Origin of the sequence: Rhizobium sp. SG570, from assembly GCF_012275345.1 — a bacterium.
Classification (GTDB): domain Bacteria; phylum Pseudomonadota; class Alphaproteobacteria; order Rhizobiales; family Rhizobiaceae; genus Rhizobium; species Rhizobium lusitanum.
Genome location: NZ_JAAZQI010000007.1, coordinates 211,244 through 236,307 on the forward strand (window position 1 = coordinate 211,244; position 25,064 = coordinate 236,307).

Annotated in this window: 23 protein-coding genes; 12 read left to right on the top strand and 11 right to left on the bottom strand. The window is 58.6% G+C overall.

What is annotated here, in order from left to right; translation table 11 throughout:
* Positions 1–6: 6 nt before the first annotated feature.
* The 6 genes from FHT28_RS16480 to FHT28_RS16505 all read right to left on the bottom strand — a co-directional run bounded on the left by FHT28_RS16480 (position 7) and on the right by FHT28_RS16505 (position 5,353).
* The gene (locus tag FHT28_RS16480) at positions 7–1,032 is read right to left on the bottom strand and encodes a glycosyltransferase family A protein (protein ID WP_168596769.1); all 1,026 of its coding nucleotides are present in this window, start codon (positions 1,030–1,032) and stop codon (positions 7–9) included.
* A gap of 1 nt (position 1,033) precedes the next feature.
* Complete coding sequence (locus tag FHT28_RS16485; protein ID WP_168596770.1) at positions 1,034–2,137, bottom strand: glycosyltransferase family 2 protein; 1,104 nt, start codon at positions 2,135–2,137, stop codon at positions 1,034–1,036.
* A gap of 16 nt (positions 2,138–2,153) precedes the next feature.
* Entirely contained in the window at positions 2,154–3,335 is a 1,182-nt protein-coding gene (locus FHT28_RS16490; protein WP_168596771.1) for an acyltransferase, read from the bottom strand.
* Between the two features lie 531 nt (positions 3,336–3,866).
* On the bottom strand, positions 3,867–4,280 hold the full coding sequence (locus tag FHT28_RS16495) for a curlin (protein WP_047557655.1): 414 nt from the start codon (positions 4,278–4,280) through the stop codon (positions 3,867–3,869).
* Between the two features lie 172 nt (positions 4,281–4,452).
* Positions 4,453–4,851 (bottom strand): curli-like amyloid fiber formation chaperone CsgH, encoded by a 399-nt coding sequence (gene csgH / locus FHT28_RS16500; protein WP_047557538.1) that lies wholly within the window; start codon positions 4,849–4,851, stop codon positions 4,453–4,455.
* 64 nt (positions 4,852–4,915) lie between these two features.
* A complete protein-coding gene (locus FHT28_RS16505) occupies positions 4,916–5,353 on the bottom strand; it encodes a curlin (RefSeq protein WP_037200572.1) in 438 nt (145 codons plus the stop codon).
* Between the two features lie 152 nt (positions 5,354–5,505).
* Here FHT28_RS16505 and FHT28_RS16510 point away from each other — a divergent pair, with 152 nt between their 5' ends.
* On the top strand, positions 5,506–6,033 hold the full coding sequence (locus FHT28_RS16510; protein WP_234903987.1) for a transposase: 528 nt from the start codon (positions 5,506–5,508) through the stop codon (positions 6,031–6,033).
* Here FHT28_RS16510 and FHT28_RS16515 read toward each other — a convergent pair.
* The gene (locus FHT28_RS16515; protein WP_092576737.1) at positions 6,021–6,299 is read right to left on the bottom strand and encodes a c-type cytochrome; all 279 of its coding nucleotides are present in this window, start codon (positions 6,297–6,299) and stop codon (positions 6,021–6,023) included. The two genes, FHT28_RS16510 and FHT28_RS16515, sit on opposite strands and share 13 nt — an antisense overlap.
* 731 nt (positions 6,300–7,030) lie before the next feature.
* Here FHT28_RS16515 and FHT28_RS16520 point away from each other — a divergent pair.
* Positions 7,031–7,423 (top strand): hypothetical protein, encoded by a 393-nt coding sequence (locus tag FHT28_RS16520; RefSeq protein WP_037200574.1) that lies wholly within the window; start codon positions 7,031–7,033, stop codon positions 7,421–7,423.
* Positions 7,424–7,647: 224 nt separating this feature from the next.
* Positions 7,648–8,595 carry a bifunctional enoyl-CoA hydratase/phosphate acetyltransferase gene (locus FHT28_RS16525; RefSeq protein WP_051964230.1) on the top strand — a complete coding sequence of 316 codons (948 nt, stop codon included), beginning with the start codon at positions 7,648–7,650 and terminating at the stop codon, positions 8,593–8,595.
* Between the two features lie 332 nt (positions 8,596–8,927).
* On the opposite strand, the gene FHT28_RS16530 is transcribed toward FHT28_RS16525, so the two are convergent.
* A complete protein-coding gene (locus FHT28_RS16530; RefSeq protein WP_168596772.1) occupies positions 8,928–10,484 on the bottom strand; it encodes a bifunctional aminoglycoside phosphotransferase/ATP-binding protein in 1,557 nt (518 codons plus the stop codon).
* A 140-nt stretch (positions 10,485–10,624) separates the two neighbouring features.
* On the opposite strand from FHT28_RS16530, the gene FHT28_RS16535 reads away from it, so the two are divergent.
* The 4 genes from FHT28_RS16535 (at position 10,625) to FHT28_RS16550 (ending at position 13,597) form a co-directional block, all read left to right on the top strand.
* The gene (locus FHT28_RS16535) at positions 10,625–11,437 is read left to right on the top strand and encodes a 3'(2'),5'-bisphosphate nucleotidase CysQ (RefSeq protein WP_037200577.1); all 813 of its coding nucleotides are present in this window, start codon (positions 10,625–10,627) and stop codon (positions 11,435–11,437) included.
* A gap of 100 nt (positions 11,438–11,537) precedes the next feature.
* Positions 11,538–12,188, top strand: a complete 651-nt coding sequence (locus FHT28_RS16540) for a BON domain-containing protein (protein WP_037200578.1) — start codon at positions 11,538–11,540, stop codon at positions 12,186–12,188.
* Between the two features lie 76 nt (positions 12,189–12,264).
* Entirely contained in the window at positions 12,265–12,702 is a 438-nt protein-coding gene (locus FHT28_RS16545; RefSeq protein ID WP_168596773.1) for a DUF3775 domain-containing protein, read from the top strand.
* Between the two features lie 247 nt (positions 12,703–12,949).
* Positions 12,950–13,597: a BON domain-containing protein gene (locus tag FHT28_RS16550; RefSeq protein WP_037200582.1), complete on the top strand. Its 648-nt coding sequence runs from the start codon at positions 12,950–12,952 to the stop codon at positions 13,595–13,597.
* Between the two features lie 98 nt (positions 13,598–13,695).
* Here the strand turns inward: FHT28_RS16550 and FHT28_RS16555 are convergent, their stop codons facing one another.
* Positions 13,696–14,202, bottom strand: coding sequence for an Hsp20/alpha crystallin family protein (locus FHT28_RS16555; RefSeq protein WP_037201058.1), 507 nt, complete (start codon positions 14,200–14,202; stop codon positions 13,696–13,698).
* A 415-nt stretch (positions 14,203–14,617) separates the two neighbouring features.
* Here FHT28_RS16555 and FHT28_RS16560 point away from each other — a divergent pair, with 415 nt between their 5' ends.
* A complete protein-coding gene (locus tag FHT28_RS16560) occupies positions 14,618–15,766 on the top strand; it encodes a GGDEF domain-containing protein (RefSeq protein WP_234904005.1) in 1,149 nt (382 codons plus the stop codon).
* Between the two features lie 478 nt (positions 15,767–16,244).
* Here FHT28_RS16560 and FHT28_RS16565 read toward each other — a convergent pair whose 3' ends face one another.
* A complete protein-coding gene (locus FHT28_RS16565; protein ID WP_037201355.1) occupies positions 16,245–17,237 on the bottom strand; it encodes an MDR family oxidoreductase in 993 nt (330 codons plus the stop codon).
* A gap of 48 nt (positions 17,238–17,285) precedes the next feature.
* Complete coding sequence (locus FHT28_RS16570) at positions 17,286–18,041, bottom strand: FadR/GntR family transcriptional regulator (RefSeq protein WP_113102530.1); 756 nt, start codon at positions 18,039–18,041, stop codon at positions 17,286–17,288.
* 132 nt (positions 18,042–18,173) lie between these two features.
* Between FHT28_RS16570 and FHT28_RS16575 the strand changes: the two genes are divergently transcribed.
* From FHT28_RS16575 to FHT28_RS16590, 4 genes are all read left to right on the top strand, one after another.
* On the top strand, positions 18,174–19,631 hold the full coding sequence (locus tag FHT28_RS16575) for an FAD-binding oxidoreductase (protein ID WP_168596775.1): 1,458 nt from the start codon (positions 18,174–18,176) through the stop codon (positions 19,629–19,631).
* Positions 19,632–23,150: an indolepyruvate ferredoxin oxidoreductase family protein gene (locus FHT28_RS16580; RefSeq protein WP_168596776.1), complete on the top strand. Its 3,519-nt coding sequence runs from the start codon at positions 19,632–19,634 to the stop codon at positions 23,148–23,150. It begins immediately after the preceding gene.
* Entirely contained in the window at positions 23,147–23,968 is an 822-nt protein-coding gene (locus FHT28_RS16585) for an enoyl-CoA hydratase/isomerase family protein (RefSeq protein ID WP_047640715.1), read from the top strand. The genes FHT28_RS16580 and FHT28_RS16585 overlap by 4 nt, the downstream gene beginning before the upstream one ends.
* A 76-nt stretch (positions 23,969–24,044) precedes the next feature.
* Complete coding sequence (locus FHT28_RS16590) at positions 24,045–25,010, top strand: 2-oxoglutarate and iron-dependent oxygenase domain-containing protein (RefSeq protein WP_168596777.1); 966 nt, start codon at positions 24,045–24,047, stop codon at positions 25,008–25,010.
* Positions 25,011–25,064 lie beyond the last annotated feature (54 nt).

Genomic DNA, 25,064 nt, shown 5'->3' on the forward strand with positions numbered 1-25,064 from the left:
AAAATCTCACCTCAACGAGCGGGTTGCCTGTTTGATTTGGTCCGGTTCCGGCGACCGGGGCAGCTTCATCACGGCATGTCGCGCGAATTCGACCGCTCCGAGCAAATTCATGTACACAATCGGCCAGTGGGACAAGGAAACTTCCGGATCGAAGCGCGATCCGCCCCACAATTCCCACCAGGCCGAGCGACAAGTCCAGCAGAAATGGCGCAGCAGCCACGGTGCCGTGAACAGGTGCTTCAGGCAAAGGCCGCCGTTTCCGAGGCTATAGCTGCGATGAAGCCCTTCGATCGCTTCGCGTGTACTACGCCCATGATTGTGCAGGACCGTCATATCGGGCACATATTCGATCGGGATGCCAAGCCGAAAGGCGCGGACAAGGTAGTCGGTATCTTCCGCCGATTGCAGGGCGCTGCCGGCACCGAAGCGCTCGTCGAAGCGGCCAACCTGCATGGCGACCTCCCGGTGCATCGTCATGTTGCAGCCCAGGACGAAGCCGCCTGGATGGACATCGGGCGTAAAACGGGCTCGGTGCGGCGATCGCTTGATCGTAAATGGCAGATCGAGCGCGTTGCCCAGTTCGACGCGGCCACCTCGGACGACACAGCGCTCTCCGTTCGCGTAATGTCGCTCCAGGTCCCGTAAGTAGTGCAGGTCTATTTCGCAATCGTCGTCGATGAAGATCAGAATGTGCCCGCGAGACCGCTCGATCCCCGCGTTGCGGGCGGCGGCCAAGCCGCGGCGGTGTTCCACCAGTGGCGTAATCGTCATGCTCGACGTTGCGGCAATGCGGGCCAACCGCTCGGCGGTGTCGTCGGTCGAGCCGTTGTCGACCACCACCAACTCACTTGTCATGGAGGCATGCGCGCGACAGGCCGCTTCGATCGATCGGATGCAGGTCTGAAGCGCTTCGGCGCGATTGTAGGTGCAGACGATGAAGCTGGCCGTGGGATCTCGACCGGTGGACGGGTGAGGAGGCTTTGCGGACGGCTGCGCGCGCTCCCGCGTGATTTCTGAACGCTCTCCCGCCATGTCAGGTAAGCCCCTGCAGCGGCAGCACGCTCCTCGCCGGCACTGATTGTCGGTATCTTGCCAGGGCGTCGAGACGCAGGCTCGCGTCGCTCCAGAGGCGGCTGCACCAGGGCGCATGGGTGGCGGCGCGAAGCCCATATCGCTCGCGACGCCGTATCCTGTGCCATTTGTCCGTCTGCGTAAGGAACTGATGCGTCAGCCCGGGCTGCTTCTCGTCGGCGATGAGCTGGTAAAGAAAATAGAAGAAGCACATCAATCCTTCCTCATGGCTCGCGGACGACCGCATGCCGCGCGCGGTGATCCTCCCTTCGATGGAGAGGAGACAGTCGGCGACACGCCGAACCGTGTCCGGCGTCACTGTCGTGCCGATAGCAAGAAACGCATCGGGATCGTCGATCAGGGATTCCCGTTGGAGATTCTCGGCGGCGATCTTCAGATGTGTCCGGCGCATCGGCCGCCTGTGCTTGTTGGTGACGCTCTCGTCGTGAACGCGGTAGGCAACGAGGCTCTCATCAATCATGGCCGCAGGGAATTCGCGGGTAATACGCCGGAACAGATCGAAGTCTTCCGCATGCACATAAGTCGCATCGTAAGTCAGCATGTCCGCTGGAATGACGTTGCGATTGTACATCACGGTCGAATGCATGAAGACGGTGTAGAACATCGACAATACATGCCAGTCGGCCGATCGATGGATCGGATTGGGCGTGCCGCGCACGACGCGATCGCCGATGAGCCGGTCGACGCCCGTGCCGCTGATTCCGAGCCGAGGCTGTTCCTGGAACAGCGCAATTTGGCGCGAAAAGCGGGTTGGATAGGCGATATCGTCGGCATCCATCCTGGCGATCAGCTCGCCTTTGGCCATGGTCATGCCTTCGTTGAGGGTCGCAACAAGCCCGCGGTTCTCGCGCGAGACGACGCGGAGCCGGCCATCGGCCTCCTGATAGCGTCGCAGGATGTGCAGCGATCGATCGGTGGAACCATCATCGATGGCAATGACCTCGAGGCGCTTGTAATCCTGCCGCAGGACGCTTTCCAGGGCGGCGGCGAGATAGGGTTCGCCGTTGTAGACGGGCAGTAGGACAGAAACCAGTGGAACGGACATTCTTTAGCTCGCGCACCTATTGGAGATCGGAAGTTTGGACGGCGTCGCCGCGATAAAGCGCCGTTTCGAACGTCTTCGCGCCGTGCCGTTGTTCCCGCGGCTCGCCGGCTGTGGCGGTCGACGGAGCAAGCGACGGATGGCTGCGCGAGACATAGGGAAAATAGCGCTTGAGGTTGTTCAGCGGCTTTTCGAAAACGAACCATGAGATCGAGGCCAGCGCCAATGTGGCAACGCTTCCGACGATCAAGCGGCCGAAACCCTGCTCGGAGACACTGACCGGAATCCAGGATTGGGCCTTGACGATCAGCGAAAGGACGATCGGATGGAACAGGTAGAGGCCGTAGCTTATCCGCCCGACGGCGGTGATTGGCGAGAGTTCGAGCAGCCGGCCAAAGGGAGATCGAAAGCCCGAAGAGCTGCAGCCGACCAGCATAACGAGCGGAACGAGCGGAAAGACCTCCGAGCCGATCCAGATCACCCAATCGAGGATCGGTGTTATCGGATCGGGTCTCAGCCACAGCGCCACGGTGGCTGCGGCCGCCAGGGGTATCCAGCTCATCCGCATCCATTGCGGCCAGGCCTGTGTTCTCTGGCGGTAGGCCGCAAGCAAGGCACCTCCCGCCAGCGCGTCCATCGAGGCCGAAGGGAGCAAGTCCCGCATCAGGGAGGGTGTCCCCGTCAGCGGCCAACAGAGGCGATAGGCAAGCGAACAGGCAATGACGGTGATACAGATCTGTTCAATAAACCGGCGCGGCGCCAGTAAGATCACCAGAGGCCAGACGATATAGAACTGTTCCTCGATGCTGAGGCTCCAAGTATGGCACAAAACCCAGGGTGTCCATTCGTTGTGCAGGGCATACCAGTAGTTTGCCAAATAGAGCACGTGCCATTTCAGACTGCCGCGAGCACCTTCGAGATTGACGAACCACACCAGCGCCAGAACAGCGAAATAGGGAGGAAATATGCGCAGCGCGCGGCGGATGTAGAATGCTTTCAGCGCCGTCATAGGCTGATAGCGGGCATCGGCTCGTGCTTCCAGCAGCAAGCGCGTGATCAGGAAACCGCTAAGCACGAAGAAGAGCCGGACGCCGAGATGACCCCAGATGGAGCCGTCCGCCGCAAAGAAATGTGCATATAGCACAGTGGCAACGGCAAGAGTTCTCAGGCCGTCCAATTGGCGGTCGCGTGCACTCGACATAGACACCCCCGGCTTTCAGCCTTTATCGGACCCTCTCCTCGACAGCGCTGACTCCCCGGTACTCTGCCGCTTGTGTCTACGGTTCTTTTTCCGCTGCGCATGGATCGATGAACTGCCAAGCAATCCGGCCAAACCTGGGCTGTTCTGAGCTGATAGGGCAGTGGTCGATCCTATGTTTGAAATAATGGCCAAGTTTTCTAAATTACGGAAATGTCCCCTTTCGTAGGGCCAAGACTTTGTCATTCACCATGCAGACCGGTCCGCCAGTGGCGGGGGCGGATCGGGGTGCCGCACTGTAATGTTGGGCGTGCCTTACTTCGGTCAACCCCGTGCCTGCATAATACAATTACTGAGGGTTTTCAGAGGTATCAGACATTCCTGAGACTGTAGCCGCCGGCATACTTCTCGGCCCGTTCCGCCTTTTTTCCATTTCTGGTGGACTACGTTCGATCTATTCGTTTTAAGAGTTGTTTTTCCGATTGCTTATGGATTGACAACTTGACATCGCGTTCGGGACTGCCGTGAGCTGCCTTACCAGCCATAGCTGAAGGTAGCACCACTGCCGTTATCCCCATCCTGCACCACGTCAGTTTCAGTATTCCGTCCATACTGGAAGATGCCATAAGCATTGTTGTTGCCGTTCTGCCGCAAGGTTGCGGAATGACCATTGCCCCGCTGCTGGATGAAGCCGAGATTGCCCCGCCCAGCTTGGGCGATGCCAGCCGCGTTACCCCGGCCCAGCTGCCGGATGTCGGCGTCTTTCAGGCCGCGGTAGAGCGAATAGAAGCGCAGTCCGGTTGAGAAAAGACCCGCATCCTCGGCATTGTCCGGCGCGAGGTTGAACGAAATCCGGCCGCCGGCGTGGGCTGGCATAGACAAGGCTGCTTGCCCCAGGCTCCCGGCCAGAAGAGTGATGGTAAGGATCCTAAACACGTTGCGGGTCATCCTGATCTCCATTTGCCGGCTGCCTTGGCCGATGATCAACTTTCGCATCTTTAAGCTGAACCCAGTCGAAATTGACCGTTCAGTTGTCGTTCAGTCGTTTCGGCCTGATCGAAAGCAAAAGGGCGCCAGAAACCGGCGCCCTTTTGAGGGATTTGCAGAGTGTAGAGGCCGATTAGTTGCCGCCGATCTGCTTCGTGCAGCTGAAACTCTTATCCCCGATCACGACATCCAGCGTCGCCTTGTACTCGTTTCCCTTGGAGTCGAGCGAGACGGAACCAAGGATTGCCGCATGTCCGGCTGTGGCATCAAAATCGCCACTCTGGTTGATCGTGGAACTTCCACCGTCTCCTGATTTATCGACATGGAAGGTGTAAGTTCCGCCGACATGCTTGTCGGCGTGGACGAGCGCATCCAGTCTCACCATACCTGCTCCAGGCGTTACTTTGATTTCGCAAAGCTGCGCTTCGTCAGATTGGTTGGCAGTCGTCATTGCCGCAATGGCGCCGACGGGAAACAGGACCAGCGCGAGAATCGTCATCAGGCGGCGTGGATGTTTGACGCTATTTGGCATGGGTCGTCTCCCCTAATGGTTTGCTGCTGCGATCTTGACCTCTTTCACGTCATCGCGCAGCTGCTTACGGGCAAGCCTGGACGAAGGCCGCAACATTGCCGTTGCCGCCCTGACTGACATTTGCGTTGCAGCCACGGCCGACCTGGACGCCAGCCGCGATGTTGCCATTGCCGTCTTGGGTAAGGATGGTCGTGTGGTTGGAGCCAAACTGGCCGATGCCGGCTATGTTGCGGTTGCCGTTCTGATAGGTGGCGCCGTAGTTGTCATTGCCTTCCTGACCGACTGCCGAAAGGTTGTGGCGACCATATTGATGGCCGACAATCCGGTTGTAGCCACCGTTCTGGTAGGTTCTGATGCGGTTTCCGTACCCTTCCTGCGCGCCACCGGCAGAGTTCGACCAGCCATATTGTTCGATACGCACATCGTTGGCCATGGCGGGGGCTGCGGCGGTGAGGCCAACAAGAGCGACGAGTGCGGTTGCAATGAAAGACGTGCGGATCATGACTGTGTCTCCTCAGGCGGATAGGACCGCGGTTGAACGTCCCTCTTTTAGACGCTCCCTTTGGAACGGAAGCTGAAGGCACCATTCAGTCGGGGTTCATTCGCAGAGATGGGATAGACGCTCGGCCATCCGCGGCAGCACGCTTCGCTCTGATGGTTATTGCCGATCTGATCGAAGCTTCAGCCAACCAGATCGACAGGCTCGAGCGCGCAATTCTCGTGGAGGCCAAGCGGGACGAGAACATGCATCGGTTGACCGCGATTCCCGGCCTAGGCGCCATTATGGCAGCGACCATCAAAGCGCTTGTGTCGGATCCCGGCGGGTTCAAGTCGGCGCGCCGCTTTGCCGCCTGGCTCGGATTGACACTACGGCCTCATTCAAGCGGAGGTAAGGAGAGGCTGGGACGAATATCGAAGACGGGAAATCCGGAACTCCGCACTCTTCGCGTCGTCGGGGCAACCGTCGTCTTGCGGGTTGCCCGAACCGGCAATCGGACGCGGCCGTGGTTGAGGGCGCTTCTGAACCAGGGCAAACCCTATCCGCGGGCCATTCCACATAGGGGGCAAGGTCAATGCGGTATCCAGCGTGGTTTTGATCCATGTCAGTTCACACAGGCTGAATGGCTTGAAGCGGCTCAGGTCATCGATTTACGCAAACGCGCACCGCGTCAGCGCCCTTGACTCTTGATATATGCAACGAGATCGGAGATTTCGGAACGCGTGAGCGAAAGATTTATCATGCGTGAATGATGCGGGTCCATCAGGAAGGCTGAAAGTGACGCCCCGTCAAAACGTTTCGACTCGCCAATCTGGGCGAACGTCGGAACCCGGTCCGAGCCGTGCTGCTGTCCGGATGCCACGACGTGGCATTCAGCGCACCAGCGCTCGGCAATCCGCTGGCCATTAACGCGATCAGCCGCCGCGCACTCGCCAAAAAAGAATTCCATGAAGAGAATGGCTACAACGCCCCAACATGCCCGAAACGTAGGCTTTGATCGCATCTGCGCGCCCTTCCCGCTTGGTGCAACTGCAACTTGGTAGCAGCGCACGCCATTATGGCACCGGAGTCCGTATTAGAACAGTGAAAAGTGTTTGAGACGACAGTTGCTCCTCAATCCGCGCGGAACGAATTTGACGATTGGGCCAGAAAAATCATCCAGAATATTCCCCATCTGCGGAACGTATATGGGGCCCGCCCAATCGCAGCAGGTTTGGCAAGACAAGATTCCCGGTCAAAACTGCTGACGTATATCCAGCTTCCTGTCGCGGCGCGTACACCATCGTCGCGAGCCTCGATGGGTTTTCACCGCTTCCACTTCAATGCCCCGAAGACATCGACGCGACGACACATCAGGCTTGAAAAGCGACGGGAGTGACCGTTTTGCATCTCCTGCCGTTCGCTGCAATATTCAGATGTGTATTTCCATTTTTGATGTGCTCTCGTTAGGCAGCCTTTCCCACGGAACGCTGGATCTCATAACCGTCGTTCGCAGATGGCATAGCCCAGGTCGAGCGAGCCATCTTGTTGGCGCGGCCAATCGCCGTTTGCGCGCCAACATGCGTGCCAGCCATGAGGTCTGAGTTTTCGATTGCAGCGTTGAGCGGTCCTTGACCTTGATCAAAGCGTTTTGCCTTTCGACGCCGTAAGTTCCTGTGTGTTTAATGGAGAAAACGTGTCATGCAGAAACAGGTTCTACAGTCAGCGTTCGACCTTCCGATGGCGTCGTTCCTAGCATCGGGCGATAGTAAACAATTTGTCGATTCCGCATTGAAGATGCCGACAACTGTCATCAAAGCAATGCTTCGCTATCAGGTTGAAGGCCTATCCTTTCTTCAGCATCGTTTCCGGTGCGATATCAAACTGCTGGATGACATTGTAGCTGCGGAAAAGACTAATGAAACCGCGGATGTCATCGGCGATTATTGGCGCAATGCGGCTTCGGACTATGCGAAGGAAGTCAACAAAACCGTCGCCATTAATGCACGATTTGCATCCGACGCCATCGGCGTTATCAGAGAAGAAGCCGAAAATCCCCTTGGAGCTGCGGCTGCGAAAACGGCCGTGCTTTAGCGGGAGCCTCAGGAGCGGCATCCGGCTTCTGTGACGACCCGTGCCGTATTCCTGAAGATTGGAAAGCCGCGGCGCCAGTTCGCGAAAGATCCTGGGGGCCGGGCTGAGAAGCAAGACCGTCGGCATAGACGAGCACCGAGCCCGTCGCGCCACCCGCTGGTGGATGATGCGGCCAGGAGCTACACGCCACTTTGCGATGAGCCCAGAAACCACGTGATACAACGATGATCCGGCCCATGACCGATTTCCTCCCACATAACCGTTACGAACACTTCATCGCTAGGGCCCGAGCCGCGCCTGCGCTGCGGACGGCCGTCGTGCACCCCTGTAGCCCGGAGGCGATCCTGGCGGCGGTGGAGGCGCGCGACGAGGGCCTGATCTCCCCGCTGCTGATAGGACCAGAGGCGAAGATTCGCGCCGCGGCGACCACCGCCGGCATATCGCTCGACGGTATCGAGATCGAGGCGACGGAACACAGCCATGCCGCTGCCGCGCGAGCAGTCGAACTTGCGGCGCAAGGTAAGGTCGATGCGCTGATGAAAGGTAGCTTACACAGCAATGAACTCCTGGGAGCTGTTGTCGCCACTTCATCCGGGCTCAGAACCGAGCGGCGTGTCAGCCATGTCTATGTACTTGACGTACCCTCCTATCATAAGCCGCTCGTCATCACCGACGCTGCGATCAACATCGCGCCGACCCTTACCGACAAGCGCGATATCACCCAAAACGCGATTGATTTTCTGCATCGTCTCGGCGTCGAGGAGCCGCTTGTGGCGGTGCTGGCCGCAGTGGAAACAGTGGAAGCTTGCATGCCGGCGACGCTTGATGCGGCCGCTCTTACCGTCATGGCCAGGCGTGGACAGATTACGGGCGCAAAGGTCGACGGTCCTCTTGCTTTCGACAACGCCATCAGCCTGGACTCGGCCCGCATCAAGGAGATCGTCTCGCCCGTTGCCGGTCGAGCGGATATCCTTGTCGTGCCCAACCTCGAAACGGGCAACATGCTAGCCAAGCAATTGATCTACCTGGCAGGAGCGGATGCAGCCGGCCTCGTGCTGGGCGCCCGCGTACCGATCATCCTGACCAGCCGCGCCGATTCCTTGAAGGTTCGGCTCGCCTCGGCCGCACTTGCCAAGCTCATCGGCCTGGAACGACCCAAAGGCTTGGTTTGAGCCTATTCATTCTAACGAGCCAACCATTGCGGACGAATTCCGCGAGCCTGAATATTGCTGTGAAAAGCGGCCAGGCCTCGGGCTAAATTGTCGTTCAAGTTAGTGAAATAAGTATCACGTGCTCCCGTTCAGTAAACGTCACGACCGGCACCGGCACGGGTCGTGACCCAATAGACGGCAGCCCATCGGCGACGCGAATTTCAAGCTATCAACACGGAATGTGGCGACAAAGTCGCCGGCCTATCCGTCGGATTGAACGGCACCGGTGCAGGCGCATTCGGCAAAAGAGCTCCTTCTCGTTTTCGGAGATGGCCGTTTGTTTGCCACCATCTTCAGATGCCTTCAGCTATGCCGACGAATTTTGCACTTCCGATCGCAACTTGGCGCAGAATTTCATCCGCCAACTCGTCAGGCCGATGCGCCGCATCGAGCTTTGTCCAGTCGATCGCGCTTTTGCCCTTCGAAAGTTGATCTGCCAGCACTTCCACCGTCGCATCCGAAGATCCGCCTGTGCGTGCTTCGACACGCTGCCAAAGTAAGGCTGGATCCGCCTCCAGCCAGAAGCCGGAGAACGGGCACTTTTTCTCATCAGCGGCTCGCTCAATCAGTTCACGGTTACCGGCCTTGTCAAACACCGCATCGGCCACCACGGTACCGTCCCGCGCAAGAATGAGCCGCGTACGCCATGATATCTCCTGATAGACTCTGACGGAGACCTCGGGACGGTAGGCACTTTGAGGCAAGCGCGTTTCCGGAGGAACGCCATGCATGGACTTGCGAATGCGATCGCTCTCGATGATGCGCGCTCCCGGCGGCAGTCCAATGCGCGGTGCCAACGTCTCGGCAAGCGTAGACTTGCCTGACCCACTGAGACCTCCAAGAGCAATGAGATTCGCTTGAGGTGGCTGCAGCAGGGAGTGAGCAAGCGCGAAATACGATCGCGCCTGGGATACGAGCACCGGCGCCAGGGCGCCGGCCTCCTCCGCCTGCGTGGCAATGACATGGGCACGCACGGCGGCTCGCATCGCCATGAAAAACGGCAGCGCGGCAAAACCGTCATCTTCACCAGTTTCGTCCAGGTATCGATTCATGACGAGATTGGCAAAATCGGCATGTCCACGATGCCAGAGATCCATCAGTAGGAACGCCAAATCATATAGGATATCGATTGTCGCAATCTCATCGTTGAATTCAATACAATCGAAAAGACAAGGGTGGCCATTGGGCAGAAAGATATTGCGCAGGTGCAGATCACCGTGGCAGCGTCTGATCTTTCCAGCCAATTCTCGTTTATCCAGCAACGCAGCAAGAGTAGTGAGCCGGCGGCGGAAGAGCGCTGTCAGTTCCGCGACGTCCTTTTGTGGGAAGGCGCGGCTTGTCGCGAAGCCCGCCTCGTTGATCTTAAGGACTGCCTCCACGTTTGCCGCTCCGCCGCGGTCGTGAATGACCGGCGCCTGATGATGGAACTGCACGATAGCACCAGCAAGTGCTGTCATTATTGCAGAGGTCAAACCACCCGACTGGGCAACCTGATCAAGCAGCTGCGACTGGTCAAAGCGTCGCATCTCGACCACCGCGTCGATGACCTGTCCCTCTCCGTCGAGAGCTAGGCTTCCGTCGGATGCCCGCGTGATTCTCAGAACGCCAAGATAGATTCCTGGGGCCGTCGGGCCGTTCAGTTCTACCTCCCTCAAGCACGCGGCCTGCCTCTTTTCTACGGTGGAGAAGTCCACGTAAGGCAAAAGGACCGCCCGTTTCATCTTGTAGGCGCGATCGCCTGACAGGAATATGCAGGAAATGTGCGTCTCCATCTTCTGCATCGGGCTGCCTTCCCGAGACAAGACACGCTCCAAAAAGGATGTGACCTCGGACTGGTCTTCGACAATCATTTACCAGCCTCATTTGCTATTTCGCTACGGGCCAATGTGACCTCATTTGGCTCTTTGCATCATTGATGTGCGTCAATGATGCAAAGACACGGGTCGCGCTAAAGGAGATGCTGCAGTCATGGCGCGCAAGGGCACGGTCAATGGATCTCACTTCACGACAACAACTTGTCGAAGCCCTGATACCGGTCATTCGAAGGGCTGGCGCGTTGGTACGCTCTCTTCAAAAAACTGGCGTCGCACCGAACTTCAAGCCGGATGGTTCCCCCGTTACACGCGCCGACCTTGCCAGTCATGAGATTCTGTGTGCCGGCTGCAAAGCCTTGGCAGCAGCGATTCCAATTATCAGCGAGGAGGACGAGAACTCCGCAACGCAAGCGTTGAAACCTCTTTCCTTTGTCATCGATCCTCTCGACGGAACGAAGGAATTTGTCCGCGGGCGGGATGAGTTTACCATTAATATCGCATTGGTCGAGAATGGCCACGCCACCGCCGGTTTGATCTATGCGCCCGCACGCGAGAGGCTGTTCTTTTCCTATGGCAATGGATACGTGTTCGAAGAGGCTCCCGATGGGCAGTGCCGCGACCTTTTCAACCGCATCGTCACCCCACGACGACCAATCGTGCTCGTAAGCCGTACGCACCTTGACCGTCAGACAGAGGGCCTGCTTAGCACGTTGCAACCCTGCACGATCCGCAAACTCGGCTCCTCTCTTAAGTTCGCCTTGATCGCGGCAGCGGAGGCTGACGCCTACGTCAGGCTCTCACCAACGATGCTATGGGATTGCGCTGCCGGGCTGGCGCTTGTCGAAGCCGCCGGAGGCACGGTGCTGCGGACCGACGGATCGCCACTACTCGACGAGAAGCGGCGCACGCTCAGGATTGACGGCTTCATTGCGGCTCGAACACCGCAGCTCGCGCAACGCATCAACACCGCACAAAAGCTATCCCTTTAAGAATGGACCCGGGAAACGTCCCTTGAGCTAGGTCAATGTCAAGGATTGCGCCGCCCCTTAGTCTTCCCTCGTTCGAGATATCAACAGAGGAGATCATCTCATGGACGACATCACACTTCGTCAACTCATTCTCGATGAACTGGAATTCGAACCGAGCATTGACGCAGCCAATATCGGCGTCGCCGCGGACAATGGCGTTATTACCCTCACGGGTCATGTCTCCACCTATGCCGAAAGGGAAGCCGCCGAGCGGGCAACACGCCGCATCAAGGGGGTGAAGGCCATCGCACAGGACATCGAAGTGCGGCCGGCGGGCACGCACAAGACTGCAGATGACGAAATTGCAAAACGCGCAGTCAATACGCTTGGCTGGCACGTCACCGTTCCGAAGGATGCGGTTCAGGTCAAGGTCCAGAACGGTTGGGTTACCCTGAACGGTCGAGTTGAGTGGCAATATCAAAAGACGGCGGCCGCCGACGCCATCCGCGATCTCTCCGGTGTCGTTGGCGTTTCCAACATGATCGAAGTGACTCCACGGGTCAGCTCGGCTGATGTCAAGAAGCGCATCGAAGACGCGTTCCGACGCGACGCCGAGATTGAGGCGAAGGGTATCAATATCAACGTCGCCGACGGCAAGGTCACGCTGCAAGGCAAGGTCAAGACATGGTCGGAGCGACAGGCCGCGGAACATGCCGCGTGGTCGGCTCCTGGCGTCCACAACGTCGAGGACCGCCTCTTGGTCGGTTACTAGGCCGATCGCCGGGCAGCTTATCCATCAGCTGCCCGGCGACTGCCGCGATGCTATGATAAACACCCGGAGAACCGCGATGAAGAAGATCGATGAGGATCGGCCTGCCTGGCCGATGACAATAGCGCCTGAAAAAGTCTGCTACTTTATCCTCAAAGCTCGCCAGTTCGACGCCAAGGAAGCCCCGAGCGACGAGGATTCCTCCTCCAATCCCACGGACGACCGTATGATCGACATACTGGAAGACAGCAGCGACGATCCAGTTCAAGAGGAACTTCGTAGCGCCATATGGGCGCTCAGCGTCGACGAGCAAATCGATCTCGTGACTCTTGTTTGGCTCGGTCGCGGTGATGGCACCGCGTCCGAGTGGTCGAGCATACGCCGCGCAGCAGCAGACGCGCATAACAATCGCACGGCTGCATATCTTCTGGGCACTCCATTACTCGGTGACTATCTCGAGGAAGCCCTGTCGATGTTTGGCGAATCCTGTCAGGCCGTGGAAAACGAGCATCTCTAACGATCGCGCAGAATAGTCAAATCGCAACTATGCCGCGGGCTCGCGACAACTCTTCATCTCCGGAGTCATTGCCGAAGCCAGGGTGGGCAAAAGCTATGCCGTGCCAGCATCGATTGCGTCACGCCGCCGAACAGGATCACAAAATGACCCACCTCGACTTTGACCCAGCGCAATGACGTCACACGCCGGAATGCCGAAATTTGATTTGAGGTGCGAGCCTCGATCAATTGTCTTCAAGGAGGAAATCATGAGTGATCTGAAGATACGTCGGGACATCCTCGACGAACTGGAATTTGATCCCAGTATTGACGCAGCCACGATCGGCGTCTCTGTAGAGAATGGTGTCGTGACACTATCTGGCCATGTAAAGAGCTACGCCGAAAAAACGGCGGCGGAAGCTGTTGCCCGGCGCGTGAAGGGTGTCCGGGCGATTGCTGAGGAGATCGACGTGCGTTGGCCCGAGCAGAAAAGGCATGCCGATGACGAGATCGCGGCGCGTGCACTCGATATCATTTCCTGGGATACTGCACTTCCCGACGGCGCCATTGATGTCAAGGTCCAGCACGGATGGGTAACACTCTCCGGCGAAGTGCGCTGGCACTTCCAGCGCATGGCGGCTGAAAATGCCGTCAAAAAGCTCGGCGGCATTGTAGGTGTGACGAATGCTCTAACCATCCGGCAACTTGTGGGCACGTCCGACATCAAGGATCGGATAGAGCGAGCTCTTCAGCGGAATGCCGAGATCGAGGCGGATAGGATAAGAGTTCGCGTATCCGACACCAAGGTCGTCCTCGAAGGCGACGTACATGCCTGGAATGAGCGGCAGGCGGCAGAGCAGGCCGCGTGGTCGGTTCCGGGCGTCGCCATCGTTGAAAATCACCTTCATGTGGGTTGACGCCAAAGGGAGGGGTGAACCCCTCCCTTCCTGTGCCGCCGGCCCCCTTGATAACCCACAGCTGAGCCGCGACGGACACGGGATTGAGGCCAGATGGGTTAGCCTGCCTTGATCGCAATTTTCCGGTCATTCTTCTGCGCGTTGGCTGTCTTTGGCAGAACGACCTTCAAAACACCATTTGCGAAGGAGGCATCGATCTTCTCGGCATCGACGCCGTCGGGAAGCTGGAGGCTGCGCTGGAACGAACCATAGCGCCGTTCGGAGAGGTAGTATTCCTTCTCCTTTTCCTCCTTGCTTTCATGCTTTTCGCCTTTGACCGTCAGGATGCCGTCCGCGAGCGTCAGTTCCACGTCCTTCGCATCGATACCTGGAAGCTCTGCCGTGAGCTCATAGGCCTTATCGGACTCGACGAAGTCGATGGCCGGCATGCCACGCGCGAAAGCATTCGGGAAACGTGCGAGTGTGCGATCGAAAAAGCCAGGGGTGAAGTCGTTGAAGACGCGATCAATTTCCGATCGCAGGCTCTCGAATGGCGCCCATCGCTCCATAGCGGGTGCCGCCTTCTTCTCCGTGCTCACAGGGAGCTTCCTTGCCATATCGGCCATATCATTTCTCCTCTTCGTTGCGAGGACCATTGGAGGACGACCTTGCCCCGGCCCTTTTCCAAATCGTCTTCGTAAGACGCGATATCATCAAAGACAGTGTTGCGACGTTGTTCATTGATCAGCATCAAAATGGCGCGCTGTCGCGCGTCCCGAGGCGATCGCGGTCGTCATCTTGCCGATCATGAAATCGATCGGCGCCCCCTTTGTTTTTGGTTAGGTGATCGGGGTCGTGGACCGATGCCTATCTTCAACTTGAAGGCTTGAACCTCTCCGCAGGCAAGCTCATACGTCAACGATTGCCGGCAAAAAGTGAAGAAGTTCCGGGCTGTGTCAACCTTCACAAATTTTTCAACTATTCAAAGTATTGCCGCGGCGACATACATTAATTTGGTGCTTAATGATCAACCACTTGGATATGCCGACGGTCCTCTTCTTACAGAAGACATCTTATATCGCCGGAGCGTTGACCTTAGGGTATCTGCGGCTTACCTCGGCCGAAAGTCGCGGCGTAGGACTATTAGCAGCAAGCTTCATTATTCTAGCGACAGGTTCAACACTTGCAGGATATGCCGAAGTTCATCCCGCGCTTTATGGGCCTCTCAGCCTTATCAACATTGTTCTTGCCGTGCTGGGCTACTGCATGCTGGGATTGGCATTTATCGTGATCAGCAACCCCGATCGAAAGATAAACACCACACATATACTCATCCCCGCCGCACTAACGCTGGCAACGGGACTGATTACAGCGTTCCATCTGAACAACACGTATCGTGCGACGACCTTCACTTTTCTCGGTTGCTTGACGATGGCGGCCACGGCGGTTGTCGTGTTTCTCGATGCACATCGCGAGCCGCTTCCAATTCGGAAACTGATTGCAGCAATACTTGCAGCAGCGAGTCTTCTCTCATTGGTCATGGGTCTGGAGTTCTCGTTCAATGCCTTTCCTCTGCTCGATGTGGCGAGCGGCTTTTTTCTGATGATCCTTTCCAAGTTCGTGCTTGCGATTGCAATCGTGATTTTCATCAGCGAGCGCCAGCATATCAAGATTAAACATCTGGCCGACCACGACGCTCTCACGGGTCTTTATAACCGTCGCTTTTTCAACGCGAACACGCCCAGTCGGCCCGGCCATGGCGACGCCATTCTCTATCTAGATATCGATCACTTCAAACAGTTGAACGATCGCTGGGGGCATGCCGCAGGCGACGAAGTTCTCGCGACGATGGCTCGGGCGATGAAATCGATCTTGCCACAGTCGGCATTGCTTGCACGTCAGGGGGGAGAGGAGTTCATAGTTTTTCTCCCTGCAAAAGCCGGAGACGCGTTACTCCATGCCGATCGGATTCGCCAGGCCGTCGCTGAGCTTCGCTATCCCACACTTGGGGCCGAGATGACTGTGACGACGAGCATTGGTGTAGCAAGAGCCGTGCAGGAACATGCGGAGCTCTCGGATCTTTGCCGGGAAGCCGACCGGGCCTTGTATTTGGCCAAAGCCGCAGGCCGAAACCGCGTTTGTGACGCCGAACTCAACTCCGTTCCGGAGCATTGTCGGCGCTTAGGATGATGCAGAACCACGACCAGCCGAGGCCGCTTACTGAGCGGCCGAAATGACGGCCTTTGAATATGGTAAGCGCTCCCCGACATATAGAAGGTTTGATGCCAGACATGGCTTGCAATTCTGCTTACGGCAGCCCCCCTTCTTCACGGAACTGTTCTACCCCGGGACTGGAAGACCACAACTATTGAGCAGTTCATTCAGGTCGTGGATTCCTGTATCCGCTGGTACAAAGAAAAGCGGATAAAAATATCCCTTGGCTCTCTCAACCCCATCGCTTGCCAAAAGAGGTTCGGACGAACGATATAAAACCAGTCCAAGTTTTTATCCGCATCCCCGAGGGGTCAAATCAAGCCGGAATTCAACAGCCAGACGGCACGCGCTACGATCTCGACCGAAAACAGATGGTTCTTGTAAATCAGGGCTGCCTCGCTCATGTTGCCAGCTATCGCAGCAACATTGATGAGAAATCAATGTGACAGCAACGTCAGCTGATCTCTACGACTACGCGACCACGGATGCGACCCGCAACGATATCTTCTGCTATTTTCGGCAACGCGGACATCGGCTCAATCCGCGTTAACGCTTGCAGGTGTAAAGGGTTTAGGTGCTGGCCAAGGATCTGCCAGGCACGTAGACGTTTCGCAACGGGCGCCATAACGGAATCGATGCCGAGCAGTGCCACATTGCGCAAGATATGCGGCAAGACCGTCGCCGGCAGATCTGCGCCGCCGGCAAGACCGCAAGCAGCCACCGCCCCTCCGTAGACCGTCTGGGACAGCACATTAGCAAGCGTCGTCGAGCCGACGGAATCGACTGCTCCCGCCCAGCGCTCTTTTTGCAGCGGGCCGCCCTTCTCGCTAAGCGCCGCGCGCTCGACGAATCCGGACGCTCCCAGCGAGGCGAGATAATCATGGGTTTCGGGCCGGCCGGTCGAAGCCGTAACCTTGTAGCCCTTGCTGGCAAGCAGGCTCACAGCCACCGAGCCGACGCCACCCGCCGCTCCGGTGACCAGCACTTCCCGATCGTCGACGCCGATCGTTCCCCAATCCTCCAGGGCATTGACGCAAAGGGCGGCGGTATAGCCAGCCGTTCCGATTGCCATCGCCTGCTCCAGGGAGAACTCCTGCGGCAGCGCAATCAACCATTCCGCCTTGACCCGCTGGTATCGGGAATAGCCGCCCCATTCGGTCTCGGAAAGACCCCAGCCGTTCAGCACAACCTTGTCGCCCGCAACCCATTTATCCGAGCGCGACTCGACGACAACGCCGGCAAGATCGATACCGCCAACCATCGGCGTGCGGCGCGCAATCCTTCCCTTGCCGGAAAGGGCGAGACCGTCCTTGTAGTTGACGGTGGAAAACGCAACTTCGACCAGAACGTCATGGTCGGGCAGATCGGCCAGGGTCAGTTGTCGGAAGCCGGCCTGCTGTTTGCCATCAACCGTATCGATCACCATTGCCGTAAAAGAATCTGACATGGAATTCCCTTGAACTTCAATGCTTCTGAGGATGTGAGCCGACTGGGTTCAGGACTGCGCCTGCTCGCTCGCCCGGCGGCCGCGCGCATCGAGCGCGGCGCTATAGCTGTCCCGCACATAGGCGAGGAGATTTGTGAGCGCCGCCGTTGCTTCACCGACATCGCGATTGCTGAGCGCCTCATGGATCCTCTGGTGGAAGGCAACGACCTGGCGGCGCTCGCGCACCCTGAAGACAATCATGTTCGTGATCGGAATGAAGGATTCGATCACGATGTACATCATCAGCTTCAAGGGGCCATTGCCGGTCGAGTCGACCAGGGCGCGATGGAACCGGACATCGGAAGCGCAGAAATCTTCGTCGCTAATATCCTGATCCCGCTGCAAGGCGATCTCAGTGGCCATAGCCTGCAATCCCTCTTCGCTGCGGTTTTCGCAGGCAAGCCGGCAGCAGATGGTTTCCGTCTCAAGCCTTGCAGCAATGATCTCGTCGATATCGAAAGCACCGATACCGACGAGAAGTGTCGCGGCACCAGTAATCGCCTTCGACAACCCCTCGGGATCGGGTCGCATCACGAAATTGCCGCCCAGGGGGCCGCGGCGCGAATGAATGAGGTTCTGCGCCGCCAGACGCTTCAACGCCTCGCGCACCGTCGGGCGCGAAATTCCAAAACTCCGGGCAAGATCCTCCTCCGTCGGCAAGCGCTCGTCGATCTTCAGGCGCCCGTCCAGGATCGCGGACTTGATATTCTCGGCGACCTGCTTGGCGATACCAGATCTTACCACTTCGTCATATCTAAGATTCATAGAGCTCCATCCTTCGCTCGAAAGCATTGATGCCATGCCTTCGTCGAAAAGGCTATAGGTATTTAAATATAGGTTTGACAAATATCAGATAGGCGATAACCTGCCCTCGATCCAGATAACCAGGGGAACAGAATGGGCGGATCGATCGACCGGGCGCTCGTCGCACGTCCCTTATCTGCGACGTCTTTGCGGCTCTCAGAATTGTTGACCCGCCTCCACGACAGGCTGGACAAGAACGCTGTTGTCACGGGTCCGGATGTCGGTGACGCCTATTGCGCGGACGCAACGGACGAGCGCGGCGTGCGGCCGGCCGTTCTGTTTCGCCCCAGGGATACCGCATCGGTGTCGGTCATTCTTTCCGCATGCGACGCCCTCCGCCAGCCTATCGTCGTGCAAGGCGGACGGACCGGCCTTGCGGGCGCCGCGCGGCCCATGGCCGGCGAGGTAGCGCTGTCGCTGGAACGAATGAATGCAATCGAACCTGTCAACGAGGATGCCGGCACTGTGATCGCCCATGCCGGCGCGACCCTGCAGGCCGTTCAGGAGGTCGCAGATATCAATGGCTTCATGTTCGGCGTGGATATCGGCGCTCGGGGCACCTCCACAATTGGCGGCAACATCGCCACCAATGCCGGCGGCATTCGCGTCCTGCGCTATGGCATGTATCGCGCCCAGGTTCTCGGCCTGGAGGCCGTAATGGCGGACGGCTCCGTGCTGACCAGCCTCAAAGGCCTTTCGAAGAACAATTCGGGTTTCGATCTCAACCAGATATTCATCGGCAGCGAGGGCACACTTGGCGTCGTAACCCGTGCCTGCCTGCGTCTGCATCCCAAGCCGCAGTCATTGGCAAACGCATTTTGCGCCCTACCCTCGCTCAGTGCGGCAATCACGCTTCTGCGGCGTCTGCGCCAGAGGCTCGGACCGTCCCTCTCCGCTTTCGAAGTCATATTCCCGGCTGTTTATGCCGGCGTTCTCAAGCGTACCGCCGCGCCGCCGCCTGTGCCGGCGGGTGCCGGAATGTATGCGCTCATCGAGATGCAGGGACAGGACGAAGCAGGCGACGAGGATCGCTTTGCCGCTGCGCTGATGGAATGCTACGAGGAAGGCATTGTCAGCGATGTCGCGGTTTCCCGCTCGCTGCGCGACTACCATGCCATCTGGAATTTGCGCGATGCCGCGAGCGAATTCATTTTCAGCATGGACCATGTCGCGGGCTTCGACGTCAGCCTGCCTATTTCCGCAATGCAGCGGTTCCTGGACAGGGCCACAGCCAAAATCGCGCATGTCGATCCCGCCGCTGCCATCTACATTTTCGGTCATCTCGGTGACGGCAATCTGCATTTCCTCGTTCGTACGCACCACTATGACCACGTCGCGGACGCGACCTTTTCCTGTGTCGCCAGCGAAGGCGGATCGATATCGGCGGAACACGGTATTGGCCTTGAAAAGAAGAAGTGGCTGCCGCTGGTTCGCAGCCCGGCCGAGATGGCTGCCATGCGCCGTCTCAAATCGGCGTTCGATCCCAATAACATCCTCAATCCCGGCCGCGTTTTCGACATGGAACCAACGGCACAGGGGGAGCGCGCATAAATGTCCACTCTGCCCGTCGCCGCACACTCCAAGGATCGGCCCACGGCCTCCGCCGTGAAAACGCCCTGCCTCGATGACCGCTACGTGCTCGATCGGGGCAATATCCTCGTTTCCGGCACGCAGGCGCTCGTACGCCTGCCGATGATCCAGCGTCAGCGCGACCTTGCGCGCGGATTGAACACCGCCGGCTATGTCTCCGGATATCGCGGCTCGCCGCTTGCCAGCTTCGACCGCGAAATGGCGCGCGCGAAGAAGTATCTCGACGACCATCACATCCGCTTCCAGCCCGGCCTCAATGAAGACATGGCCGCCACCGCCGTCTGGGGCACGCAGCAGACGGCGATGTTTCCGGGCGCCCGGTATGATGGCGTCTTCGCCATGTGGTACGGCAAGGGACCTGGCGTCGATCGCAGCATGGACGTGATCCGTCACGCCAACGCCGTCGGCACCAATCCGAATGGCGGCGTTCTGCTGCTCGTCGGAGACGATCACGGTGCCGTTTCGTCGACCCTACCGCACCAGAGCGAACATAATCTGATCTCCGCGATGGTGCCGCTCCTGTCGCCGGCCGGCGTGGGGGAATATATCGACTACGGATTGTTTGGCTGGGCGCTCAGTCGCTATTCCGGCGCCTGGGTCGGCTTCAAATGCCAGACTGAAATCGTCGAATGCACGGCGACGGTCGAACTCGATCCCGATCGGCCCGCCATCATCTATCCCGATGGTCACAGCGACCTCTCATTGCGATGGCCGGATGGCCCGCATGCGATGGAACGGCGGCTGGAAAACAAGATGGAGGCGATACACGTCTTCGCCCGTCAAAACAGCATCGACAGAGCGATCTGGGGTAGCACTGCCGGCAAAGCGAGGCTCGGTATCGTTTCGACCGGGAAATCATGGCTCGACCTCATGGGCGCGCTGGCAAGCCTTGGCATCGACGAGCGTCGGGCCGGCGAACTCGGCATCCGGCTTTACAAGATCGGCATGGTCTGGCCGATCGAACCGGAGGGACTGCAACGGTTCGCCTCCGAGGTCGAAACCTTGTTCGTGGTCGAGGAAAAGCGCGCGGTCGTCGAAGACCAGATCAAGGCTCAGCTTTTCAACCTCGCTTCAGATCGGCGCCCAAGGGTCTACGGCAAATTCGGCCTGGATGGTCGACCGCTCTTGTCTGCGGCCGGCGAGATCAATGCGGTCGCGGTCGCGAGAGCGATCGTCTATCTTATCGGTGAGGCTCACACCGATCTGCTGGCCAGATCGCGCGATATCGAGGCGCTCCTCGCGGCAAGTGCCACGGAAACGCCGGCGCTGAAACGCGACCCCTATTTCTGCTCAGGCTGTCCGCACAGCATTTCCACCCGCCTGCCCGAGGGAAGCCGAGCATCCACCGGCATCGGCTGTCATATGATGGTAATCGGGCTGGAAGAGCGCAACACCTCGACCTTTACCCAGATGGGCGGTGAAGGCGGATCGTGGATTGGCCTTTCCCAATTCACCGACGAGAAGCATATCTTCGTCAACATGGGCGATGGCACCTATTTCCATTCCGGGCTGCTTGCGATCCGCGCCGCGATTGCTGCCAAGGTCAACGCCACCTACAAGATCCTCTATAACGATGCCGTCGCCATGACGGGCGGTCAGAAACATGACGGAGAAGTCTCCGTTCCCGGCATTGTCGGGCAGATGCTCGCCGAAGGAGCGGCCCGGGTCGCTGTCGTCGCCGAGCGGCCCGATGTCTGGCAAGGCAATCTGCCGCGCGGCGTTACGGTCAACCACCGCGACGAACTGGATGCGGTGCAGCGTGAACTGCGCGAGGTGCCGGGCGTTACCGTGCTCGTCTACGATCAGGTTTGTGCTGCCGAAAAGAGGCGCCGGCGCAAGCGGGGCGCTTTCGCCATCTCCGACAAACGCGCCTTCATCAACGAGCTCGTCTGCGAGGGTTGCGGCGACTGTTCTGCTGTTTCCAACTGCATCTCCATCGAGCCGCAGGAAACGGAGTTCGGGCGCAAGCGGCGGATCAACCAGTCGAGCTGCAACACCGATCTCTCCTGCATAAAAGGCTTCTGTCCAAGCTTCGTCACCATCGAGGGCGGGACCATCCGCAAGCCGGACGCCAAGGCAGGCAAGCCAAGCTTCGACGCCCTCCCTCTTCCGGCCATCCGAAAGATCACCGACCGGTCCTACAACATGCTGCTCGCCGGCATCGGCGGGACGGGCGTCATTACCGTCAGCGCCATACTGTCGATGGCCGCGCACATTGACGGCCTTGCGGTCCAGACTCTCGACCAAACCGGCCTTGCCCAGAAAAATGGGGCCGTCATCTCGCACCTGCGGGTCGCAAGGACGCGAGAGCAGATCACATCCGTACGGATCGGAGCGGGGGAAAGCGATCTGGTCCTCGGCTTCGATATCGTCGTGTCAGCGGCCCAGAACGCCCTGTCCACATTCGCTGCCGGCCGTACCAAGGCCGTTCTCGACGATCATTTCGCGCCGACCGCCTCGTTTGTGCAGAATACCGCAATCGATTTTCGCCAGGAAGCGACGGTGAAGGCATTGCGCAAAGCGGCTGGTGACAATGCCATCAGCCTTATCGCCGCGACGAAACTGGGGGCGGCCCTGATGGGCGACGCGATCGCGGCCAACATGTTCCTGCTCGGCCACGCCTGGCAGCGTGGGCTGGTTCCAATCAGTCTTGAGGCAATCGATGCGGCGATCGAACTCAATGGCACAGGCATTGCGATGAATCGCGCAGCCTTTGGCTGGGGCCGTCGCTCGGTGGTGGATCCGGAGGCTGTCAAACAGGCGGCCGCAATCGATCCGGACGAGGCGCCGGCCAGGCAGACGCTGGACGAGATTGTCGCCAAGCGCATCGAGTTCCTGACGCACTATCAAAGCGCCACCTATGCCGACAAATACCGCAAGCTGGTGACGACCGCCCGCACTGCCGAGGCCCAACTGAAGCTCGGAGAGGATTTTTCCGAGGCCGTGGCGCGCAATGCCTTCAAGCTGATGGCCTATAAGGACGAATATGAAGTGGCCCGGCTGCACAACGACCGGAGCTTCAAGGACAAGATCGCGGCGCAGTTCGAAGGTGATTTCGAGATCAAGCATCATCTGGCGCCGCCGTTCTTTTCCCGAAGGATCGACAAGCGCACGGGCAACCCGGCAAAGATTGCCATCAGCCACAAGCTCACTTTGCCGGCATTTTCCGTGCTGGAGAAAATGCGCTTCCTTCGCGGCACGCCGCTTGATCCGTTCGGCTACACGCATGAGCGTCGCATGGAGCGAAAACTGGCGGCCGATTATGCGGCGTTGATCAACGACCTCGCAGCAAATCTATCACCGGAAAACCAGCAGCGCGCCATCGCGCTTGCCCAGCTCCCCGAGCAGATCAGGGGGTTTGGCCCTGTCAAATCAGCATCGATAGAGCGTTTCGAGAAGAATAAGGCGGCCCTGTTGATGCAGGCATCGGGCACGCCATCGCAACCGGCTGACACCAGCGTAAAAAGGAAAAACATATGAGCATAGCCGAGCGCTTCGAGACCATTCTCTACGACAAGGATGAACAGGACAAGTTCGCGACGATCACGATCAATCGGCCGGACAAGCTCAATGCGATGAACAAGACGACCGTGCGCGAGATCGACCGCGCCGTTGCGCTGGCCGTCGCCGACAAGGACGTCAACGCACTGGTGATCACCGGTGCCGGCCGCGCGTTTTCTTCCGGTTATGACCTGCAAGGCGCAGACTATGATGTCAGCATCGAGGACTGGCATGCCGACATGTCGGAAAATGCCCAGGCGCTTCTGAATATCTGGAAGGCGCCGATCCCCGTCATCGCCTCGGTGAACGGCTATGCGCTTGCCGGCGCGCTCGAACTCGTCATGTCGTGCGATCTGGCGATCGCTGCCGATAACGCCAAGTTCGGCGAGCCGGAAGTCCGTCACAATTCCGGTCCGCCTGCCCTCTTCATGCCATGGCTGCTGGCCACCCGCGACGTGCGCTGGCTGATGTACACAGGCGATCTGGTGGACGCGGAAGAAGCGCTGCGGATGCACCTGATCAACAAGATCGTGCCTGCCGATCAGCTCAAGCAAAAGACCGAGAACCTGGCGCGCAAGCTGGCACGCATGCCAGTTCCGGCCATCAAGTTCGCCAAGTCCTCCATCAACAACCAGCAGATCGCCGCCGGCCTGATGACATCCTTCGATTACAACGTGCATGCCATCGCCGCCCTCCATGTCAGCAAGGACGGGCAGGAATGGATGCGCAATCTTCAGAAGATGTCACTGAAGGAATATCTCGAATTTCGCGACGCACCCTTCAAGGGGCTCGACTGACATCATCTTCCTCGCTGGTTTGGCGATGCACAGCCACAACAACATGGCTGTATTTAACTCCGGAAAGGATCAGACAATGCAGATGGCCCCGTCCTCAACGCAGGATATGGACAGCATTCCGGTCATAGATATCTCGCCTTTCATCCATCGGACCGCCGGCAGCGATGCCGTGGTCAAGGCGATCGAGGCCGCCTGCCGCGAAACCGGCTTCTTCCTGATCACCGGACATGGTGTGTCCACGGAGGCAACCGCGCGGCTTTACAATCTTGCCCGCGATTTCTTCGACGAACCGCAGGAGTGGAAAAAGCAACAAGGCCGGGGAACTTCGCTAAAGGGGGGCGTCGCCTTCTCCCCCATCGCGGATGAGGCACTGAGCGCCACGCTTGGGATCAAGACGCCGGGTGACTACAAGGAAAGCCTGAATTTCGGGCCGCGCCTTCCGGGTGACGTCTGGCCCACGGTTCCACAAGGATTACAGGCCGCATTCAGCGCCTATTTTGCCGAGATGGAGATGCTCGCTGGCCATCTGCGGCGCGCATTCTGCCAGGCGATCGGGCTTGCTCCCGATTACTTCGAGCCGGCCTTTGCCGACCACCTTTCAGCACTCCGCGTCATCAACTATCCGGAACAACAGGAAAGCCCACTGCCCGGCCAGTTACGTGCGGGCGTCCATACCGATTACGGCTTCATGACCATTCTGCGCTCGGAGGCATCGCCGGGAGGGCTTCAGGTCCGCAGGCGCGATCGCGAATGGCTGGATGCGCCTAACGTCGAAGGCGCCTATGTCGTGAATATCGCCGATGCCTTCATGCGCTGGACCAACGACGAATGGCTCTCGACGCCGCATCGGGTTGCCAATCCACCCGGCGACTTCAAGGGAACGACACGGCGTCAGTCCATTCCCTTCTTTGTCAATCCGTCGAAAGAGACGCTCATCGAATGCCTGCCGCCCTTTGCGGCAAAGGCGCCGGCAAAATACACGCCGATTACCTACGGAGACTATATCGCGCTGAAGACAAGCCAGGCCTTCAGCAAATCCTGAGCGCAAGAAGCGAAACATCGCCTAGCGCGCAGCAGCGACCGAAACATAGCCATG

Coding starts and splice junctions, on each gene's coding strand:
- FHT28_RS16480 (WP_168596769.1), bottom strand. CDS start 1,032: ATGGCGGGAGAGCGTTCAGAAATCACGCGGGAGCGCGCGCAGCCGTCC.
- FHT28_RS16485 (WP_168596770.1), bottom strand. CDS start 2,137: ATGTCCGTTCCACTGGTTTCTGTCCTACTGCCCGTCTACAACGGCGAA.
- FHT28_RS16490 (WP_168596771.1), bottom strand. CDS start 3,335: ATGTCGAGTGCACGCGACCGCCAATTGGACGGCCTGAGAACTCTTGCC.
- FHT28_RS16495 (WP_047557655.1), bottom strand. CDS start 4,280: ATGACCCGCAACGTGTTTAGGATCCTTACCATCACTCTTCTGGCCGGG.
- csgH (WP_047557538.1), bottom strand. CDS start 4,851: ATGCCAAATAGCGTCAAACATCCACGCCGCCTGATGACGATTCTCGCG.
- FHT28_RS16505 (WP_037200572.1), bottom strand. CDS start 5,353: ATGATCCGCACGTCTTTCATTGCAACCGCACTCGTCGCTCTTGTTGGC.
- FHT28_RS16510 (WP_234903987.1), top strand. CDS start 5,506: ATGGTTATTGCCGATCTGATCGAAGCTTCAGCCAACCAGATCGACAGG.
- FHT28_RS16515 (WP_092576737.1), bottom strand. CDS start 6,299: ATGGAATTCTTTTTTGGCGAGTGCGCGGCGGCTGATCGCGTTAATGGC.
- FHT28_RS16520 (WP_037200574.1), top strand. CDS start 7,031: ATGCAGAAACAGGTTCTACAGTCAGCGTTCGACCTTCCGATGGCGTCG.
- FHT28_RS16525 (WP_051964230.1), top strand. CDS start 7,648: ATGATCCGGCCCATGACCGATTTCCTCCCACATAACCGTTACGAACAC.
- FHT28_RS16530 (WP_168596772.1), bottom strand. CDS start 10,484: ATGATTGTCGAAGACCAGTCCGAGGTCACATCCTTTTTGGAGCGTGTC.
- FHT28_RS16535 (WP_037200577.1), top strand. CDS start 10,625: ATGGATCTCACTTCACGACAACAACTTGTCGAAGCCCTGATACCGGTC.
- FHT28_RS16540 (WP_037200578.1), top strand. CDS start 11,538: ATGGACGACATCACACTTCGTCAACTCATTCTCGATGAACTGGAATTC.
- FHT28_RS16545 (WP_168596773.1), top strand. CDS start 12,265: ATGAAGAAGATCGATGAGGATCGGCCTGCCTGGCCGATGACAATAGCG.
- FHT28_RS16550 (WP_037200582.1), top strand. CDS start 12,950: ATGAGTGATCTGAAGATACGTCGGGACATCCTCGACGAACTGGAATTT.
- FHT28_RS16555 (WP_037201058.1), bottom strand. CDS start 14,202: ATGGCCGATATGGCAAGGAAGCTCCCTGTGAGCACGGAGAAGAAGGCG.
- FHT28_RS16560 (WP_234904005.1), top strand. CDS start 14,618: ATGCCGACGGTCCTCTTCTTACAGAAGACATCTTATATCGCCGGAGCG.
- FHT28_RS16565 (WP_037201355.1), bottom strand. CDS start 17,237: ATGTCAGATTCTTTTACGGCAATGGTGATCGATACGGTTGATGGCAAA.
- FHT28_RS16570 (WP_113102530.1), bottom strand. CDS start 18,041: ATGAATCTTAGATATGACGAAGTGGTAAGATCTGGTATCGCCAAGCAG.
- FHT28_RS16575 (WP_168596775.1), top strand. CDS start 18,174: ATGGGCGGATCGATCGACCGGGCGCTCGTCGCACGTCCCTTATCTGCG.
- FHT28_RS16580 (WP_168596776.1), top strand. CDS start 19,632: ATGTCCACTCTGCCCGTCGCCGCACACTCCAAGGATCGGCCCACGGCC.
- FHT28_RS16585 (WP_047640715.1), top strand. CDS start 23,147: ATGAGCATAGCCGAGCGCTTCGAGACCATTCTCTACGACAAGGATGAA.
- FHT28_RS16590 (WP_168596777.1), top strand. CDS start 24,045: ATGCAGATGGCCCCGTCCTCAACGCAGGATATGGACAGCATTCCGGTC.